General features: G+C 45.3%; 11 protein-coding genes. 6 read left to right on the top strand and 5 right to left on the bottom strand.

The window, feature by feature from the left end:
* Positions 1-25: 25 nt before the first annotated feature.
* The 3 genes from ACL6C3_RS06755 to ACL6C3_RS06765 all read left to right on the top strand — a co-directional run bounded on the left by ACL6C3_RS06755 (position 26) and on the right by ACL6C3_RS06765 (position 4,873).
* Complete coding sequence (locus ACL6C3_RS06755; protein WP_413166397.1) at positions 26-871, top strand: alpha/beta fold hydrolase; 846 nt, start codon at positions 26-28, stop codon at positions 869-871.
* Between the two features lie 647 nt (positions 872-1,518).
* The gene (locus ACL6C3_RS06760; protein WP_413166398.1) at positions 1,519-2,454 is read left to right on the top strand and encodes a class I SAM-dependent methyltransferase; all 936 of its coding nucleotides are present in this window, start codon (positions 1,519-1,521) and stop codon (positions 2,452-2,454) included.
* A gap of 160 nt (positions 2,455-2,614) precedes the next feature.
* Positions 2,615-4,873 carry an alkaline phosphatase D family protein gene (locus ACL6C3_RS06765; RefSeq protein WP_413166399.1) on the top strand — a complete coding sequence of 753 codons (2,259 nt, stop codon included), beginning with the start codon at positions 2,615-2,617 and terminating at the stop codon, positions 4,871-4,873.
* 192 nt (positions 4,874-5,065) lie between these two features.
* Here ACL6C3_RS06765 and ACL6C3_RS06770 read toward each other — a convergent pair whose 3' ends face one another.
* Positions 5,066-5,794 carry a GGDEF domain-containing protein gene (locus ACL6C3_RS06770; protein ID WP_413166400.1) on the bottom strand — a complete coding sequence of 243 codons (729 nt, stop codon included), beginning with the start codon at positions 5,792-5,794 and terminating at the stop codon, positions 5,066-5,068.
* Between the two features lie 279 nt (positions 5,795-6,073).
* Between ACL6C3_RS06770 and ACL6C3_RS06775 the strand changes: the two genes are divergently transcribed.
* Both ACL6C3_RS06775 and ACL6C3_RS06780 read left to right on the top strand, forming a co-directional pair.
* On the top strand, positions 6,074-7,126 hold the full coding sequence (locus ACL6C3_RS06775; RefSeq protein ID WP_413166401.1) for a dipeptide epimerase: 1,053 nt from the start codon (positions 6,074-6,076) through the stop codon (positions 7,124-7,126).
* 279 nt (positions 7,127-7,405) lie between these two features.
* Positions 7,406-9,859 (top strand): putative PEP-binding protein, encoded by a 2,454-nt coding sequence (locus ACL6C3_RS06780; protein WP_413166402.1) that lies wholly within the window; start codon positions 7,406-7,408, stop codon positions 9,857-9,859.
* 558 nt (positions 9,860-10,417) lie between these two features.
* On the opposite strand, the gene ACL6C3_RS06785 is transcribed toward ACL6C3_RS06780, so the two are convergent.
* The 4 genes from ACL6C3_RS06785 to ACL6C3_RS06800 all read right to left on the bottom strand — a co-directional run bounded on the left by ACL6C3_RS06785 (position 10,418) and on the right by ACL6C3_RS06800 (position 16,433).
* The gene (locus ACL6C3_RS06785; protein ID WP_413166403.1) at positions 10,418-10,921 is read right to left on the bottom strand and encodes a YbjN domain-containing protein; all 504 of its coding nucleotides are present in this window, start codon (positions 10,919-10,921) and stop codon (positions 10,418-10,420) included.
* A gap of 54 nt (positions 10,922-10,975) precedes the next feature.
* Positions 10,976-11,581 (bottom strand): hypothetical protein, encoded by a 606-nt coding sequence (locus tag ACL6C3_RS06790; RefSeq protein ID WP_413166404.1) that lies wholly within the window; start codon positions 11,579-11,581, stop codon positions 10,976-10,978.
* A gap of 482 nt (positions 11,582-12,063) precedes the next feature.
* Positions 12,064-15,168 (bottom strand): phosphoenolpyruvate carboxylase, encoded by a 3,105-nt coding sequence (ppc, locus tag ACL6C3_RS06795; RefSeq protein WP_413166405.1) that lies wholly within the window; start codon positions 15,166-15,168, stop codon positions 12,064-12,066.
* Between the two features lie 1,028 nt (positions 15,169-16,196).
* Positions 16,197-16,433 (bottom strand): hypothetical protein, encoded by a 237-nt coding sequence (locus ACL6C3_RS06800; protein WP_413166406.1) that lies wholly within the window; start codon positions 16,431-16,433, stop codon positions 16,197-16,199.
* A gap of 168 nt (positions 16,434-16,601) precedes the next feature.
* Between ACL6C3_RS06800 and ACL6C3_RS06805 the strand changes: the two genes are divergently transcribed.
* Positions 16,602-20,150, top strand: a complete 3,549-nt coding sequence (locus tag ACL6C3_RS06805; RefSeq protein WP_413166407.1) for a DUF1574 family protein — start codon at positions 16,602-16,604, stop codon at positions 20,148-20,150.
* Positions 20,151-20,198: the final 48 nt, after the last annotated feature.

The raw sequence follows: 20,198 nt of genomic DNA on the forward strand, positions 1-20,198 counted from the left end.
TGAACCCTGTGCTAAACACCATCTAATGATCCCCAGCGAGTTCGTGCAACAAAACCCAAATCTCAAAACGCTCTGTTTCCTCCAACCCGCACCACCCCAACCCAATTTACCCTTATTTGTTTTTTTACCGGGAATGGACGGGACGGGTCAACTCCTGCACACCCAAATTCCTGGTTTGGCCAATGTTTTTGATATTCGCTGTCTGAGTATTCCTTTGGAGGACCGCTCCAACTGGTATACCCTCACCACCCGAACGATCGCTCTGATTCAGTCAGAATTGGCTCGTAACCACTCCCGACCGGTTTATGTGTGTGGGGAGTCATTTGGGGGATGCTTGGCTCTAAATCTGGCTTTGAAAGCCCCTCAGCTTGTCGATCGCTTAATTTTGATCAATCCCGCTTCTTCGTTTAAACAGCAGCCCTGGCTTCAGTGGGGATCATTTTTAACTCAATCGATGCCGGGATGGTTTTATCCGTCTTCTGTGCTGACGATTTTGCCTTTCCTGGCATCTTTAGGACGGATCTCACCCGACGATCGCCAAGCCCTGATCAAAACCATGAAATCGGTTCCTCAACAAACTTCCGCTTGGCGTTTAGAATTATTACAATCATTTCATTTTGATACCCATCGACTCTGCCAAGTTAAAAAACCGGTTTTAGTGATCGCGGGTGCCGCCGATTTATTATTGCCTTCGGTGAGAGAAGCAGAATTTTTAGTCAAACATCTTCCTAATAGTCGCTTCGTCGTGTTACCGAGAAGTGGTCACGCTTGTTTGCTGGAAACCGATATTGATTTGTTAGAAATTTTGCAACAACAACACTTTCTCGGTAAACTTGTCAGTCAGTCTTCGATGTCTGCGATCGCCAGTTAACAGTTAATAGCGACCGTAGGGGCGGGTTCTGCCTAGATTTAGATTTTCCCCAAAATCACCGTAAATATTCCCGCCCCGTCACCACCGAACCGGTGTTTACAGTTCTCACTCAAGAGTGGGGTGGGTTGATCTAAATCTGGGAATAGTCATTAAAGATATTGGCAGAACCCGCCCCTACATTTTGGTTGTGCCGGTTGTCAGTGGGGCGGGTTTATCCAAATCTGGGAGTAGTAGTTAAAGATATTGTAGAACCCGCCTCTACATTTTGCTAGTCAGTCAGTCTTTAATTTCTGCGATCGCAAGTATACAGTTAATAGCGACCGTAGGGGCGGGTTCTGCCTAGATTTAGATTTTCCCCAAAATAACTTTAGTAAACCCGCCCCGTCACCACCGAACCGGTGTTTACAGTTCTCACTCAAGAGTGGGGTGGGTTGATCTAAATCTGGGAATAGTCATTAAAGATATTGGCAGAACCCGCCCCTACATTTTGGTTGTGCCGGTTGTCAGTGGGGCGGGTTTATCCAAATCTGGTAGTAGTAGTTAAAGATATTGTAGAACCCGCCCCTACATTTTGGTTATGCTGGTTGCAGGATAACCCTTTGAATGACAAACTGAGTGGTTGAGTTTACAAAGCCTTATAAACGAATATGACCGTTAGTACAGCTTCTCAACCCGGACTCGCATCCCGTTTAGTCAGTGGATTTTTGGCCGTTAAACCTTTATTTAATCTGGCCAAACATCAAGCCCGTCAGATGATGATAGATCGGGCGGAAAAACTGGGTGTTCCCTGGCGTCAACAAGCCGAAACCCTGCTTTCTCGCAATTGGGACAACGAATTTACTCAAGTCCACAATCCCCAATTAAACTATCCTGAATACTACCTGCGTCCGTTTCATGCTTACGATGAGGGGAATTTAAGCTGGAAAGCCGCAGTAGAAGTGGAAGTCGCCGCCTATGCGGTTCATGCGAAAATCTGGCCGGAAGCGGGCGTTGAGGGGGATAACCGTCTGCGTCAGAGTTACAACGAGGTTTTACAAGCCCATTTACCGACAAATTTACAGGATATTGCCGACTTGGGATGCAGTGTCGGAATGAGTACCTTGGCGCTACAACAACTTTATCCGCAAGCAAAAATTACGGGCGTCGATCTATCTCCCTACTTTTTGGCTGTTGCTCAATATAATAGCCAAAAATGGCAACAACAGGGATATCCTCTACCCACTTGGGTTCACGCACCCGCAGAAGCAACAAATTTACCAGAAAATAGTTTTGATCTGGTTTCTTTGTGTTTAGTTTGTCACGAACTCCCGCGAGTTGCAACTCAACAAATTTTTCAAGAAGCAAGACGGATTTTGCGTCCGGGTGGGTATCTTGCAATTATGGATATGAATCCCAACTCGGAAGTGATTACTCGAATGCCTCCTTTTGTGTTTACTTTACTCAAAAGCACTGAACCCTATTTGGATGAATATTTTAGTTTGAATTTAGAACAAGCGTTAACCGATGCGGGTTTTCAACTTTTAACGGTAACTTGTAACAGTCCCCGTCATCGCACAGTAATCGCTTTAAACAGTCACCAGTAAATAATTTTGTAGGGGCGGGTTCCGAACTAATTTATGTTTTCCGAGAAACAATTTATATAAACCCGCCCCGCCTGGGTAAAATGTCAAATGTCCGGTATTAGGTGAGAAGATCATTGTCAGGATCGGGTTTATCAATCTTATTTGTTAGAAACATAGATTTTTGCACAACTCGCCCCTACAATTATCTCTATTTAAAATTGCTGATTTTTCCACCATGTTAAATGCAGAAGATTTGTTTAATGAAGCCTTTTATTTGGCGAATAATCCCGATGTAGAAGCAGCAGTAGAAGCGGGGATTATTGAGAGTGGGTTCGCTCATTTTATTGAGTCGGGACAGTTTCAGGTTCGCCAACCGAGTCCATTATATAGCGAATTGGATTATTTAGCCGCCAACCCGAATATTGCGGAGGCGGTTAACGCGGGTTTAATTACGAATGGCTTTCAACATTTTATCCAATTTGGTCAATTTGAAGGACGCAACCCCAGTCCGTTATTTGATACGCAGTTTTATTTGAGTCAAAATCCCGATGTGAGTGCAGCCGTTAACGAGGGTATTTTAACAGCAATTGAACATTTTGTTAGGTTTGGTAAATTTGAAGATCGCGCCCCCAGTCTTTTATATAATCCCAATTATTATTTATCTCAAAACCCGGATGTTGCTGTTGCAGTTGAACGGGATGAATTAACGGGAATTCAACATTATCTCGATATTGGAGCGGCTTTAGATCGAGATTTTAGTGCGTTTCTTTCTCCGGATAATTCTGCTTTTCCGAATCAAGTTTTGGTGGGGGATATAACTCAAGGTTCGGCAATTTTATTAACTCGTAGTACGGTTCCGGGAGAGATTTTATTTGAAGTATCAACCGATCCAAATTTTAATCAAATTATCACGGCTCAAACTCAACCTGTTAATAATATTATTGAACCGATTAAAGTTGAACTGGGGAATTTGGCACCGGGAACTCAATATTTTTATCGGGTGACTAACGCTTTAGGAACCAGCCAAGTGGGAAGTTTTAGAACCGTTCCCCCAATAGAGGTTCAACAGGGGTTGAGGTTTGGTGTGAGCGGAACTATTCAGGGAGAATTAGCGCCTTTTCCGGCTATTATTAACGTTCCCGAACGGAATTTAGACTTTTTTGTACAACTGGGAGATACAATTTCTGCGGATACGGTTTCGCCAGATTTACCGAGAGTTTCTCAAGCTTTAACTCCTCTTGAGTTTAACACAAAATACAATGAAATTATTTCTCAACGGGCGGGTATTAATCCTTTGGCAAATTTGGGGTCGTCAACGCCTATTTTTTCGGTGTGGGATGACCAAAATTTAATTAATAATTTTGCGGGAGGTGTGGCACCAACGAGTAGCGTATTGACTCAGGCGATTTTTGGAACTGAGGGAGAATTTGTTAATGATACGCCTTTGTTTGAAACGGCTTTAAATGCTTTCCAAGATTATCAACCGTTGCGGGATTTCTTTTATGGAGAAACGGGCGATCCTCGCACCGCAAATGAGCGAAAACTTTATCGAGCAATTCCTTATGGACAAGATGGGGCGGCGTTTATTTTAGATGTTCGTTCTTTTCGAGATGCGCCCTTATTTCCGCTTCCTGATGTTCCGACAGAAACCCAAATTAATCAATTTATTGAACAAACGTTTATAGCAGATAGAACGTTATTGGGAGAAGCACAGTTAGAAGAATTAAAGAATGATTTGTTGGCTTCAGAAAGTGCGGGAATTACCTGGAAGTTTATTTTTTCTCCGGTTCCGATCCAGAATTTGGGTTTTGTTGATGCGGAAGATCGTTGGGAAGGCTACGCCGATGAACGGAATGAGTTATTGCAGTTTATTGATGAAAATAATATTGATAATGTGGTGTTTGTTTCGGGAGAGGCTAACGGTACAATTGTCAATGATTTGAGTTATCAAACTGGCTTTGAACAGCAGCAAATTCAGACGAATGCTTTTGAAATTACGGTTCAACCGACGGCGGTACAATTACAGTTAGACAATGAAGAAATAGCAGCCCCGTTTGGGGTGGAGACTGTTGTATTAACGCCGGATGATTTATTGTCTCCCCAACAGAAAGAGCTTTATTTTGACTTGGAAACTCGACCCGCAAAAAATGAGTTTATTCAAGGGGTTTTGGATGATAGAATTGTGCCGTTGGGTTATGATCAAATTGGGTTAGAAGATTCTGAAATTGATGCTGAATTAATTCAGGGTTCTTATGTGGCGGCTCATACATTTGGCTGGACTGAATTTGTAATTGATCCGCAAACTCAACAGTTACAGGTGACAGTTTATGGCATTGAACCCTATACTCAGGAGGAGATTGAAACCATTCCGGCTACTATTATTAATCGTCAACCTCAAGTCGTGAGTCAGTTTATAATTAATCCTATTTTGAATGAGTAACTTTTCAAAAAACTGGAATTTATAAGCTTTATCAGGTTCGCGACCGAAAAATATATCCAATAATATAAAAAGATAAATTATTGGTTAAAACAGGAAATTATGGTCGCGATTCTGAGAGGGGTAGATGTGATTTAAAAGCAGGAAAAAACTGGATCAATTCAGTTAATCGATAGAACCGTTACCCCGAAATTTTTAAGCTTGTTGTTCGCAGCAGGAACAAAACGTATGACTTTCCGAACTGTGTAAATGGGAACTATATGCAACCCGATTTCGTCCTTTAGATTTGGCTTTATACAACGCCCTATCCGCATTCATTAAAAGTTCTAACGGGGAGAAATTATCATCGGGTTTCCGAGTGGCTACTCCCAAACTCATGGTGACAAAGGGAGCGGTTTTAGATTCTTCGTGAGGAATATTCAGATCGAAAACTTGTTGACGAACTTTGTCGGCGATCGCGAGGGATTGTTGAGTATTTAATCCGGGAATAATCACGGCAAATTCTTCACCCCCATAGCGAGCAACGAGAAAAGAATCGGGTTCGAGAACTTCTTGAACGCCCTTTTGAATGGCTTCTGCAATTTGTTTTAAAGTGACATCTCCAGCGAGGTGTCCGTAGGTATCGTTATAAGCTTTAAAAAAATCAACATCGGCGATAATCACAGAAAAAGGTTCTTGATTAGATTTTTCCCATGTTTCATAGAGATAACTGTAAAATTTCCTGCGGTTTGCCAGCCGTGTTAACTCATCTAAATTTGCCAAGCATCTCAAGTCTTGATTTTCCGATTGCAGTTGTTGTATAATTTGATTTTGATGCTGAATCACTTGATGCAAACTCAAAATTGTCAAGTCAGTTTTGGATTTTCCGGTGAATCGTTTCCGCATAGAAAATAAAATGGCTTTCAGGTTAAACATATCAGACATTTGTGATGCACTTGGACAACGAAATCTAGTATCAATCTAAATACAGAAAAAAAAAGTGATGACATTCCCGAAATCCTGTGAGAATTCCGAAGGATTCTCGTGAGGGGAACCAATGGAGTTCGTGACAACTCCGATGTGACAGTAGTGATGAGTGTCACATCCCAAACCGGAATTTTAGGGGTAGAGTAAAGTCAAAGGAAAGACTACAGGGAGATTCCAGCCCCCTGTAGAATTGCCTACGATCGCCAACAGCACAAGCAATCACGCCCATAGCCCCCGATGCAAGTTCAAGTTGAAACCTTCACGGTCCACAAACGTTTTCCCCTGAGAATTAGCAGGGGAACCACAACCGGTTCGACGAATATCTGGCTAAAAGTCCAGCAGGATGGGATCGAAGGTTGGGGGGAAGCTTCCCCGTTTTCGGTGGGGGATCGACCCCAAACCACTGAAACGTTAGTGGCGGCTTTAAACTCATTCATCCCCGAGTTAGAAGGCTTGAGTCCGTTGGATCGACAACAAATTGAGGCGATTTTGCAAGATAGTCAACTTCCCTCTGCGGCGAGGGCGGCGTTGGATCTGGCGTTTCACGACTGGTTGGGGAAAAAGGTGGGATTACCCTTGTGGCGGTTATGGGGACTCGATCACAGGCGGATGGTTCCGATTTCGGTGACTATCGGAATTAATACCCCAGAAGGGGCGAAAGCCCGAGTAGAAGATTGGTTGAATTATCTCGACGTGCGGGTGTTGAAGGTGAAATTAGGTAGCCCCGAGGGGATCGAAGCCGATCGAGAAATGTTCAAGGCGGTTCAAAGCACAGCCCCCCCGGATGCGGTGTTGTACGTGGATGCGAACGGGGGTTGGAGTTTGTCCGATGCGGTGAAAATGTGCGATTGGTTGGCCACACTCGGGGTCAAATACGTCGAACAACCCTTAGCCGCAGAGATCGCCTTACAACAGCTTCCGCAACTTTACGATCGATCTCCGCTGCCGATTTTTGTGGATGAAAGTTGTTTTAATAGTGGGGATATTCCTGTATTGGCGGGTTGCGTTCATGGAATCAATATTAAACTGATGAAATCGGGGGGGTTAACCGAAGCGTGGCGAATGGTACACACGGCGAAAGCGTTGGGGTTAAAGGTGATGTTTGGCTGTTATTCTGATAGTTGTTTAGCCAATAGTGCGGCTTCTCATTTAGCTTCTGTTGCCGATTATCTGGATCTGGACTCTCACCTAAATTTAATCGACGATCCGTTTGTGGGGTCAACGGTCAAACAAGGATGTCTAATTCCCAATGATTTACCGGGGTTGGGAGTTCAGAAAAAATCAAGCTAAAGATTAAAGTTTTTAATATTTACTGGCAATCAAACAAAGCATCTACATCTTAACCGATGGACTTCAACAATGGTTTCAGTCGGCCAGTATCTCCCTTAACAGAACCCTTTGCTCAGTTGTAGCTAAAATTGCGTGAAAACCCCTTAATTTAGGACAGACAAGAAGACCACTTCTAAATCTTCTGCGGATCGACATCGGATGATTTTCTGTTCCCCTGACTACAGGCAAGCCGTTTCGCTAGAATAAGAGCGACTTTGTAATAATAATATATATACTAAGGTGTCTTTCAGTCTATTAACTACTACTGATGGCGTGGAAAATTTGTATTGGCTGCACCAAATTCGACCCACAGACCGAGCAACTGTTGGGGACAGAGCATTTTACTTGGGTGACTTGATCAAACAGGGTCATCCGGTTCTCCCTGGCTTTGTGGTGGGTGCAAAAATTTATAGTGAGTTCTTAAAAACAATAGACTGGCAAGAACCGATCTTAGTGGACTTTGCAACGTCTTCGTTACATCTGGATCTCGAAGATCCCCGACAATTGCAAGCGATCGCCCAACGGATTCGTCATCAAATCATTACATCGAGATTATCCTCAGCGCTGCGAGCGACCCTGCAATCGGCGCTCAACACCCTGAACGCTCAGGCTGTCATCTTTGATCTGGGTTTAAAATTTCCGACAGTACCGACCAATGGATTATTTGATCCGGTGATGAGTTGGGCAGAAATCGATGGGGTAGAATTGGGAATAAAACAAGCTTGGGCGGAGTTATTTCGAGCCAGAAATTTATTGTACTGGCAACGCAAAAGCATTAAACTCGAACAACTACAACCGACAATTTTAGTCCAACAAATACCCGAGGCTCGCGCATCCGGTTCAATTCGGATCGAGCCGGAATCTTGGGAAATTCAAGCCACTTGGGGTTTAGAATTAGCAATGCTTTGGGGACAAACTCATCCCGACAGTTATCAAATCAATTCCCAAACCGGAGAACTCCAGCAGCAACGACTGGGTTACAAAACCATTGCATACCGTTTAAAAAAGTCTTCTAAAAGCGATCGCGGCGATCTGGAGACCAAATGGAATGGGTTTGCTCAATGTTCGCTCTCGCCCCGACTTTGCCCCGTAGAGGTGAAATTATTGGGTTCTCAAGAATTTCTTGAACCGGTACTCAACCCGGAGCAACTGAAATCGTTGATTGAGTTGGTCAAACCGATGGCGCCCGGTGTTTGTCGGAAAATTGCAACCGAGTTGGGAAAACCAAGCTTGATCGAGTGGACGCTTTGTGAGTCCTGCGAATTTTATATCTCTAAAGTCTGCATTCTCGATAGTTGTGCGATCGACAGCGATAAGCCGATATCCGACTCGGAGGACTGTTCGGCGGATTTGAGGGGAATAGCCGCTTCCGCCGGTCAAACGGTGGGGAAAGCTTATATAACCTCAACCGCTTCGGGGGTGGAAACTCATCGGTTTCCGACGGGGGCGATTTTGGTCGCCAGGACGATCACTCCCGAGTTGCTTCCCCTACTCAAACGGGCTGCGGGTTTAGTCACCGAACAGGGGGGAATGACCGGACACGGTGCGATTTTAGCCCGAGAATTGGGTATTCCGGCGGTGATTGGAGTGCGGGGGGTGACAGAGCAGATTAAAATGGGAGAATCCGTTTTAGTTGATGGCGATCGCGGAGAAGTTCATCGAATTGCCAATCCCAATATGACAACCGATCAACATTTTTCGAGTTTGGAGAGTCATTTCAACTCGAAACCGATTGTTTCCGAGAATTTGTTACGGGTTCCCATTGCGACTCAATTGATGGTGAATGTGAGTCAATCGAGTTCTGTGCTGCGATTGAAAAATTTTCAGAATTTACCGATTGATGGGATTGGGTTGGTGCGATCGGAACTGATGGCTTTGGATGTGTTGGATTCGGTGAATAATCCCGGAGATTTTAGTCAGTGGTTGCACCCTCAAAATCAGTCTCAGTTTATTGAGGGAATGGCTGTCGAGCTTCAGCGGTTAGCGACTTATATTGCTCCCAAGCCTCTATTTTATCGTGCTTTGGACTTGCGGGAGTTTCACCAGGAGGTTAGACCGTTTTGGAATGAGGAAAATTCCGAATTGGGGGCGTTAACTCATTTCTCGGGCTGCGATAACCACTGTCACGCCCAATATTCGACTTTATTTGAGTTGGAATTGGCGGTTTTATCTAAGCTTTATCAGTCGGGTTGTGATAATATTCGTTTGATTTTGCCTTTTGTGCGATCGGTTGAGGAGTTTTTGATTTACCGCCGCTTTATTGAAAAAACGGAGTTAACACAAAATCCTCGTTTTCAAGTGTGGATCATGGCGGAAGTTCCTTCTGTGGTGTTTTTACTTTCCGATTATATTAAAGCCGGAGTTCAAGGGATTTCGATTGGTACGAATGATTTGAGTCAATTTCTTCTCGGAATCGATCGCAATCAAACTCACAAACCGCCTCATCTCAACGAACTGCATCCGGCGATGTTAAGGGTGATTCAACAGTTGATTACTCAGGCGAAAGCGGCGAATATTCCCTGTTCAATTTGTGGGGATGCTCCGGTATTATATCCGGAATTGGTTCAAGATTTAATCCGTTGGGGAGTGACTTCAATTTCAGTCAATCCTGATGCGATTGAAAAGACTTATTTGGCGATCGCGAGAGCCGAACATTCTCTGATGTTAGAACATTCTCGTTCGATGAGTCAATAAGAAAACCTCTCCCCTAACCCTCTCTATCCCCCCTTGATCCCCCCTTAAAAAGGCAGGGCTGTTTCATTCTCAGTTAAAAATTGCCGGGGGGGATGGGGGGATGGGGTGATGGGGTGGTGGGGAGAGGTCTTTTTTCTGATGAAAAATAACTTTTTATTAATAAAAATTCTCCCAATCTCCCTACCTCCCTACCTCCCCACCTCCCCACAAATCAAGTTTTAGGGCTAGAACGAAACGGCCCTGCCCTTGATCCCCCCTTGATCCCCCCTTAAAAAGGGGGGTGGCGAAGCCGGGGGGGTGGGGGGGGTTAGTGGGAAAAGGTGTCCCGTCGGGGACTATTTATTAATCGAGAGGGACAATTGTATCTCCCCTACCTCCCTTTTTAAGGGAGGTGCCGCAGGCGGAGGGATCGGAGATTATAGATCAGCCTTTTAGGGGGGACTGAGGGGGGTCAAACTTAAAATAACCTTATCCCCTAGCTTTTTTCGACAAAGCGAAAAGACTGGGTAGGAGTTAATTATTATTTAACCCACTCTACCCAATTGTTCTGAATAACGCTTAGTTTTCGATGCGAGAAATCACTTCTTCGGGGGAGAAGTTGCCAAAGATAACCGACATAATCGCTGGTAAATATTTATCCATTGTGGTAACATTGGCATAAACTAAGTGCTTCACCAAAGTTGAGGATAAGCGATCGCCTTCGACATCCAAACTGGTTTTATATCGAATCTCGCCATCGGAGAAATTCATTTCAAAGTTTCCGATGAGAATCCCATAATTAATCATGGTGATCAAAGCCGCCACGTTATAGCGTTTGTAGTCGGGAACTCTCACCGGAAATACCGAATAAACGCTCAATTGTTTTTCCTCTTCCCGAGCGATCATGTAGCAGTCAAATCGACCATTTTTCCCTTCAATTCCGAGGGCTACTACTCTGCGATGATCGATTTCTTTAAACACCCAACCATCTTCATCAAAGAACTCTAGCATGACCTCAAATAAAGGTCGGTCGGGTATATTTTCTTTGGTAACTGTTTGGGGATTTTGTTCGGAAGCAATCATAATTTTATTAGTCTCCTAAAACCACTCCGGCTGTTTTTTTAAACCCTAGAAAACTCACAGCTTTTTATTGTCAGGTGCGATCATATCATCTCTCACCTTGTTTGACTTCGGCTCCAAATAGATGATATTACTAACCTCATAGTAAACTGGCCAATAATAACCCACCTGACTGTAAGTGAGCCGATTTTTCTTGTTTACCGATTTTTTATCATCAACAATTCGTTTTCGAGTTCCTGAAAAAATGCGCTGATTTTTTTCAATTGTTTTCGCATCAGCATGAATTTCTGGCTCAATATTTTCAGCTTCAACCCCTTGTGTGATTAACTGAAAACAGCGTTCGATGACTCGACGAATGGTTTCACGTTCTCTCGACTCGTACTGAAAAACGGGATTTTCGATATCTCCCTTTGACAGGGTAAACCGATAGGAACCGTAAGGGTTTGCGTGAGGATACCAACCGAGTTTCAACGTATAACCAACGGGATCAACTGTTGAACTTGTTCCCTCAAACCTGATCGGCTGAATTAAAAGTAAATTTTCATTGTAAAAGTGAGAATTGACAATTCCGCCATCTCGAATTAATGGATCTTCATTTCCGAAAGCATTATGAACGATCGCCCAGCCACTAGGTATATTGAGTGGAACCAGTTTTGAATACATGAATTGTGATTGCTCAGTCTACTGAATTCAAAGTTGCCGTTGTTTTTTTGGCCGCATCCGAGCGAAATGTCCGCGTACCGATATCGATACCCTTTCACTCCACCCCGATCACCTCTTATCAATAACACGTTTTTCTCCCTCTCGCAAGAAAATTACAGTCAGAAGTCAGGGAATAGGTAATAGGTGTTAGGTGTCAGGTGTTAGGGGTCAGGTGTTAGGTTTGTAGGGGCGGGTTCCTAATTAATTTATCATTCCCCGCAGACAACGGATATAAACCCGCCCCGGGGTTGGGAGTTAGGTGTTAGGTGTTAGGTGTCGGGAGTCGGGTTTGTAGGGGCGGGTTCCGCAAAAATTCATGCTTCCCAGCAATAACTCACATAAACCCGCCCCTGAGTTGGGAGTCGGGAAGACTAAAGATACTCAAGACCCGACACCTGAAACCTCTTTACCGATAACCGGTCACTGATAACTGCTGACTGAAATCAGCCTGTATTCCGCATTCCGGCTGCAATACCATTAATGGTGAGCAACGCCCCGCGTAACAGTTCACCCTTGCTATAACGCGAATGAATCACTCCGGGCGCACTGGCGGTTCCATGCTGACGCAAACGCTTCAACAGCGCCACTTGCAAGAACCCTAACGGAATAATCGTACCGTTGCGTAACTGTACCGAACGCTGCAAGGTGGGATCGCCATCTAACAAACGTTGATGTTCGGTAATATCAAGAACCAGTTGGCGGGTAAGCTGAAATTCTTGAGCAATTTGTTCGTACAACGCCTCAAAGCGAGCCAAATCTTGAGGATCGCTCAATTCTCTGACATAGTGGTGAGCAATTTGCATATCCACTTTCGCCAGGGTCATTTCCACTTTAGAAATCGTCGTGCGGAAGAACGGCCATTTATAGTAGAAATAACGCAACAGTTTGAGATGTTCCTCGGGTTCTTTTTCGACAAATTCTTGTAACGCCGTACCCACCCCGTACCAGGAGGGAAGCAGAAAACGGCTCTGAGTCCAGCTAAACACCCAAGGAATCGCCCGTAAACCGGAAATATCTTTTTTCTTGTCTCCGCGACGGCGAGCGGGGCGAGAGCTAATTTGTAGCTGGCTAATCTCTTGAATGGGGGTGACTTGATCGAAGAACTCGACTAAATCGGGCTGTTCGTAGATCAAGGCGCGATAATGCGATCGCGATTTCACCGATAATTCTTCCATGATCTGGTTCCAGGTTTCAATCTCATCAAACCCGGTATGCAGTAAACTCGCTTGGATAACTGCGGTGGAGACGCTTTCGAGGTTGTAAAGCGCTAGCTGCGGGAGGGAATATTTAGAGGCGAGGACTTCACCCTGTTCGGTAATTTTAATCCGCCCACTAATACTTTTACCGGGTTGAGATAAAATCGCTTTGTAAGCAGGCCCGCCACCTCGTCCGACGGAACCGCCCCGACCGTGGAAGATGCGAAGATGAACGTTGTACGGTTCGGCTATTTTTTGTAGGGCTTTTTGGGCTTTATGAATTTCCCAGTTACTACTGAGGAACCCCGAATCCTTGTTACTATCGGAGTAGCCCAACATAATCTCTTGTAAGGAGTTATTGCCTTCGAGGTTTTGCTGATAATGTTCGTAACCTCCGGCCAGCATCGCCCGATACAGAGGTAAATCGAACAAATTCTTCATTACAATGGGAGCGCGTTTGAGGTCTTCGACGGTTTCAAACAGCGGTACCACTTGAAGATTAGCAATTCCGGTGGCCGGATCATAGAGTCCGGCTTCTTTGGCTAACAGCAAAACTTCCAGTAGGTCACTGACTTCGTGACTCATACTGATAATATAAGTTTGACAGATTTCCGGGCCGAACTCCCGCTGTAAATCCCGCATCATTCGGAAGGTTTGAATGGTTTCGCAGGTTTTCTCGGAAAAGGGAAGTTCAGAAGGAATCAAAGGGCGCCGGGTTTGAAGTTCTGTAGACAACCACAGGGAACGTTCGGCTTCGGAGAGTTGGTTGTACGGTTTGGGTAAGATTTCGAGATATTCTGCAATTTCACTCAGGGCGTTAGAATGAACTGACGATTCCTGACGCATATCTAAACGAGCCAGGGAGAACCCATAAATTTCCACTTGACAGAGGAGATTTTCGAGATCTCGACATTCGATTCCGGTTTCGTGTAAATTGCGCTGAATTTGGGTCAATTCTTCTAAAAATTGGCTCCCAGATTGATAAAAACTGCCGGTATTTTTATCGGGGCTGACGAGTTTTTCCCGTTCTAGGGTAACATCATCGCTATTGTAAAGCCGCCAGTTGCGATCGCGTGTATTTTCCAGTCGCTTTTGAACGTAGGCGAGTTTCAGGCGATAGGGTTCTTGGCGATAGCGGATGGCAAGTTGATCGTAGATTTCGGGAAGTTGTACGCGATCGCGATCGAGGGATTCGAGCAATTCCGGGAGGACATCGCTCCAGTGCAAGGATAAGCTTAACAGTCCGTTGAGCGCTTGTACCGCACAGATGTATTTTTCGAGAACCAAATGGCGTTGATAACAAGCGGTTCGCCAGGTGACTTCCGGGGTAACGGACGGGTTCCCATCGCGATCGGCTCCCACCCAGGACCCAAATTTGCAAAAATCGTATCTAGGGGGTTTTAAATAGGGGAAGGAAGCGTGTAAGGCGTGTTTGATGCGTTGATAGAGTTGGGGTATGGCATCAAACAGAACTTCTTGGAAGTAGTGTAAGGTATAGTCTACTTCATCGAGGACTGTGGGTTTAAATTGGTGGAGTTCATCGGTACGCCACCAGAGGCGAATTTCTTCGGTGAGTTGTTGGTACAGTTCATCGGTCCAGGAAGACAAGGTTGACATCTGATCGATGTTATTTGTCAATCCGGTGGAATTTTGATCGACTTGATCGAGTTGTTGTAGGACTTTGGCGATCCGACGTTGTTTGGTGCGGATGGTATGACGAACGATTTCTGTCGGGTGTGCGGTGAATACTAGGCGCACATCCAAGTTATCTATTAATCTCTGAATGAGTTGAGAAGGAACGTTTAAGCTTCGCAACATCGGGAACAGGTAATGGAAGGTCGCAAGTTCCTGTTCCGTTTGAGATTTACTTGAGATATCGGCAAGATTCAGCGGATATTCTCGTTCGTCGGAGAAGCGTTGGTTGCGAGTTTCAAAGATTGAATTTTTTTGGTCGGCGGGAAAAAGGGGTTGCTTCTCGGTTGATAATCCTTTTGTATATGCCCGTTGTTGCTCGCGTTGTTCGTAATGTTGTTCTACGATGTTAATCAGTTGGAAGTAGAGTGCAAAAGCGCGAGCCGCACGAATGGATTCATTGATATCTAACTGCTCAACGAGTTGTAAAACGTTAGATTCTTGAACCGGAGATGCTTGTCCTTCTGGAGAGGTCATTGAGCGCATCTGCTTGAGCAAATCCACTAATTCTTGACCGCACTCTTGACGCAGGACTGACTCCCACAAATCTTCCACTATTTTAAGACGATTTCGCAAAAATAAATCGCTTTCGGTTAGCGTACCATTGGATGAAACAACTTTGTTAGAGACCTGATCTGAAGGGTGGAGCAGTGAACTCATAGGGCCTGTTCCTGTTTGGCAAGATTATCCTTTATTGTATGGGTTAATCGACCGAATCTCATAGATTTTTAAGGTTATATTCCTAAACTTTGGATGATTCTTGTCTTATTATGATGATTCTTTGACATAAACAGGCAATAACTGTCACTCATTACCAGTCACCCTCCGGGAACGTCCGTTGCGGAAGATCGCAAACTTTGCTCTATGCGCGTTGGCGTAGCCTGCCGCAAAGCGGCTTACTTCGCTCTCGACTATTGGGCGCCCGTCGCAAGGAGCGCGCTCTCGACTATTGGGCGCCCGTCGCAAGGAGCGCGCTTCGCGACTATTCCGCCAAGTCAGCACTGCCTCACCAGTTATTAGTGAATAGGGTAAGGGGTAAAGGGTAAGGGGTAAGGGGTAAGAGGCAATTCTGTACGCGCAGCGAGCGCGAACGCGCTTACTCCTGTCTCCTGTCTCGGTGTCTCCTGAATCCTTACTATTAACATAAGTTCTCTATTTTGTCAAGATGTCTATTTTGGGCGATCGCTTGGGCTTGAAAAATTCGTTCGTTGGGGTTGCTATTTTTTGGTCAGAATCTTCTGAGATTTAACCAGAGAATCGGGGTTTTAGCCTCTATTTTGACGTGTAGACACAGTAAACCCTTGGGTGGTGTTTTTTATAGCCTACCAGAACCCCTAGATTTTCGTCAACTTTTTGAAAATTTTTCTCAGTAAAAATTTCGATTTTTTCCCAAAACTTTTGTTTATTAAAACATATTCTTTAATTTAATTAGAAAAACTTATGATATCGGGGCGAGAGTTGATTGCGGGGTTGAGAGTTGGAAGTTAATTAATTGAGGAATTTTGAAAAGCCTAAATTGTCGTGAAGCGGGGTGGAAAAAAGCACGTTATCAATGGATAATTGACAATTGATAATTGACAATTAATTATCCATTATCCATTATCCATTATCCATTGATCTGAGGGCTGTTTAGGAGGGCGCGATCGCGATTGCGCCCCTACGCAAAAATCTGTTTCCCATCTCCCGACTTATTCTTCGGCTTCGGGAGGGTAATGGGGAAAATTGAGGACGGGGAGGCGATCGCCTTGAAAGACGGCTTCGCTGCTGCGACTGAGGTCTAAAATAGTATCGGCGACAACTTTACCCCCCATTAACATCAAGATGACGGGTGCAGTGGTGATACTCAATAAAAAGTCTGATGGAAGTTTTAACCCTTGTAGATCGGTAGGCTGAGGATCGTTCGGGTTGCGATCGCGAGATTCCATATGTATTTCCTCTAACAAAATTTCTTTAGAAGAATTTTAACATTGTAGAATTTTAAGTGCAGATGGAGCAAGGAGACTTTGATCTGGGGATAATTTGACGGTGGGGCAGATTATACAACCCGAGGGTGAATATGTCAAAATTGAGAGGGTAGAGAGAAAATCAATTGGGTGTCAATTCATCCGTTGGGCATCGGCCGCCAAACAAACAAGAAATTGTGCAGCAAAAAGCCTACAACTCTCACCTCTTGCACGGTATTATCGAAGACGAAACAGTGGGTCGAGTTTAAAACAATTGGGAGCGTCTTGGCGAAAGATTGGTCAACACTAACACAATGGACAGAAAAAGCAATCGGACTGTCGGATGTCCGGGTGCAAGTCCGCCTGCGGGGAAACCATCTGCACGTCTTGTGTGAAGCAACTCCGTGTCCCCGCGAAAAAATAGCCGTGTCTCAGTTTTCAATGGCACTCGAACAAACGAGTTTGAGTACATTATTACCGGAGTCGGCTCCTCCTGTATATAAAATATTTCTCAGCGGCCGTCAATTGGATGCCAAACGTCCGGAATGGACGGTCAAACTGGAGTGCAATGCAACTGATGGGGTCAGCGATCGCGAGTCGGGATCGGTTGGATCAAATATAGATCCGGTTGGCGACCAAAAATCTATTTTAGACAAACTCAGCAGTATCTTTAAGCCCAACACTGCGATCGCGGAGGATGAACAACCCCCCGCACAACCGGAAACCGAACCCCAATCTGTTTTAACAAAAACTCGCGAATACACCGAACCCCAACCCTTAGAGACAATCTCCCGCGAGACTGAACCCATCGAAACCGCAGTGGCCGATCGCCATTCGTCTAAAAACCCCATTATCGCCCCAACTTCTACGGAGTGGAAACCGGAACCTTCCCCCAAGCGGGAGCGACTCAAAACCCGAGAATTAGACAAGAAAAACCCTCAACCCCAAAAGTCCACCCCGGATCATCCGGTTAAAACGTCCCTGACGGTTTCCACAGAAACCCTCGCCCGTCGGGGTCAGAGTCACGCGATCGCCAGTTATCTGAGTGAAATTCTCGGGAATTTGGGAGTCAGTGTCAAAGTCAGCGTTAAAGAACTCTCTAAAAATCGTTCCTCGTCGGTAACAACCGAAAACCTCACCCAACCGTTAACCCGCAGACTGTGGGTGCGCTGCGAATCAGCCTACAGTCCCGATCCATCTTTGTTGGCAGAACCGATCGCGCAACGGTTGCGACAATTACAACTCGAAAACTTTCGGGATGCTTGTATTTTACTACAAGTTCAGGGAGAACCCACCCCCGACTGGATGTTAAGAATCGATCTAACTCCGCCTTCCCAACTGTTAAAAAATTGGGCGCGTTGGGGTTCACAAAGCGCGATCGCATTTCTACTCAATCAACAGTTAGAGGAGTCAAACGTCAAAGTTCGCGCCACCCTGAAAGAATCAACCCTACATTTATTCTGCGAAACCCTCACCCGAGACCATTTTACTCCCGATAAACCCAATAAACGCCAGAAAAATAAACGCTCCGCCCCCGACAAAAAGCAGGTGATGGGTGCCGTCGCCCCAATTCTCGACACCCTCGCCCCCCAAGGAATTCTCGCGGCTACAGTTTATGGGATTGATGGTCAAAAGCAGTCTGAGGCTGTAGAATCTCCGGTGTGGATCGATTGGCTAAATCTCCCCGCCCAAAGCCATCTTGACTTACAACCTTCTCCCCTAACTCTCGCCCAACAGGGAAACCTAGAAGCGTTAACCTTTCTCCTCAATCAACTGATCAACCCCGATCTCGATCATCAACTCGCGACAGGTGGAGTCCGGGTGTTGTTGCTGCGGAAAGGGAAACTTCTGCACGTTATGACAGAAGCGCCGACCTGTCCTTCCCAGTCAAAAGTCGCCCCACCGCTGGCGGAATTTCTCCGCACTTATAAAATTGAGGGAATTGCCGGCGTGCGAATTTATGGCCGGCGTGCGGGTCAAAAGCATCCCCTGTGGCGTTATGGGGTGGCTTTGTCCGAACGTATTATAACACCGGAAGAACAAGTTAATGGGTTTTCTGAGGGAGAAAATCAGGACTTGGTGACTCAAACGGAGGGACTGGTTTGGCGTCCGGATCTGGCTTCTGATGAACTCGATGGCCATGAATCCTGGCTGTTGGGGCGTTTGCGAATTGACAGCGATCCGTTAGAATTGCTCTCAACGAGGCTACAACAGGGCTTGCTGGCGACGGGTTTGTTTGCGAGTCGGGAGTCGGTTTTGCTGCCGATTGATTCTTCTAATACCCGTCGGTACGCTAAAACGGGATTGGCGTTAATTTGGGGGGCTTTGGGTTGCTTGGTGGCGTTGCAGGTGGACTGGGCGATCGCGGAATTTTTAAATAATAATCCCCAGTTGGATATTGCGAATGAAGAAGTTAATTTTCCTTCTGCAACCGATCCGATGACAACGACTCAGGAGGTTTCGGCGATAGAAATCACTTCTGAAATTGCCGAGGGTTATCCTGAGGAAGAGGGGGTTTTTAATCGTTCGGAATTTTTAAGGAAATCGGAAACAAATAAGTCGGAAATTGAAGTCTGTAAAACGGCTTCCGATCCGCAGGCTTGCGAACTTTCTCAACTGTTGTATCCTTCGTTTAATACTCCCCAACTGGATGAACAATTAGCCCGTTATCAAGACTATATTGCCGCCGAAAAACGTCCGCCCGATATTTTGATTGTGGGAAGTTCTCGGGCGTTGCGGGGAATCGATCCGGCGGTGTTAGAAAAAGCATTGGTTGAGCAAGGTTATCCCCAACTGAAGGTGTTTAATTTTGGGGTAAATGGGGCGACGGCGCAGGTGGTTGAGTTGATTGTGCGGCGCATTTTACCCCCGGAACAATTGCCAAAATTAGTGATAGTTGCCGATGGGGTACGGGCGCTTAATAGCGGTCGCAGCGATCGCACTTATGAAGCGATTACGGCTTCTTTGGGCTATCAACAAATTGCCCAAGGAACGTTTAGAATTCCCACTCAACAACTCAAATCCGGGTCTGATTTCCAACAAACGCTTTTAACCCTGCGGGAGTTGAGTCAAAATCCTGCGACTGCGATTAAACAAATGCAGGAATGGTTTGATGGAAAATTGATGGAAATTTCGGCTTCTTATCCCCAACGCGATCAACTTAAATCGGTGTTGTTGGCGGTGGTCAATAATCAAACCCTGATGAAACAGCCGGTCGATCTTCCTGATGTTCCCGATGCTGAAGATGTTTCGGCTTTGGAAACTCCCCAGTTGACAAATAATGGTTTTCTTCCTTTACCGATTCGGTTCGATCCTGAAACTTATTATCAAAAACATTCTAAAGTTTCTGGCTACTACGATAGTGATTATGAAAGCTTTGAACTGAGCGGCGTACAGACGAATGCGTTGAGAAAATTAGTAGAATATGTGCAGTCTCAAGATGTTGAGATTGTGTTTGTGAATATGCCTCTAACTCAAGAATATCTCGATTCGGTTCGCACGGCTTATGAACAGAAGTTTCAAGAACATATGCAGGAACTCGAAGCGGAAATGGGATTAACTTTTATTAACTTGGCTTTTGAGTGGTCGGATACTCATCAATATTACTCCGATCCCAGTCATTTAAACCAATTCGGCGCCGCAGCAGTAGCCGAGAGACTCGTCGAAATCCAAAATATTCCTTGGCCAACGAGTCGTTAGGGTTGGGACATTCGGCGATCGCGAGTTAGAATTATACATAGAAATCGA

It is taken from the genome of Capilliphycus salinus ALCB114379 (assembly GCF_047276495.1).
In the GTDB taxonomy this organism is placed as follows: Bacteria; Cyanobacteriota; Cyanobacteriia; order Cyanobacteriales; family Microcoleaceae; genus Capilliphycus; species Capilliphycus salinus.

Bases quoted from the DNA above. Each gene is read 5' to 3' on its own strand.
- ACL6C3_RS06770 (WP_413166400.1), bottom strand. From the start codon at position 5,794: ATGTCTGATATGTTTAACCTGAAAGCCATTTTATTTTCTATGCGGAAA.
- ACL6C3_RS06800 (WP_413166406.1), bottom strand. From the start codon at position 16,433: ATGGAATCTCGCGATCGCAACCCGAACGATCCTCAGCCTACCGATCTA.
- ACL6C3_RS06785 (WP_413166403.1), bottom strand. From the start codon at position 10,921: ATGATTGCTTCCGAACAAAATCCCCAAACAGTTACCAAAGAAAATATA.
- ACL6C3_RS06775 (WP_413166401.1), top strand. From the start codon at position 6,074: ATGCAAGTTCAAGTTGAAACCTTCACGGTCCACAAACGTTTTCCCCTG.
- ACL6C3_RS06755 (WP_413166397.1), top strand. From the start codon at position 26: ATGATCCCCAGCGAGTTCGTGCAACAAAACCCAAATCTCAAAACGCTC.
- ACL6C3_RS06790 (WP_413166404.1), bottom strand. From the start codon at position 11,581: ATGTATTCAAAACTGGTTCCACTCAATATACCTAGTGGCTGGGCGATC.
- ACL6C3_RS06760 (WP_413166398.1), top strand. From the start codon at position 1,519: ATGACCGTTAGTACAGCTTCTCAACCCGGACTCGCATCCCGTTTAGTC.
- ppc (WP_413166405.1), bottom strand. From the start codon at position 15,168: ATGAGTTCACTGCTCCACCCTTCAGATCAGGTCTCTAACAAAGTTGTT.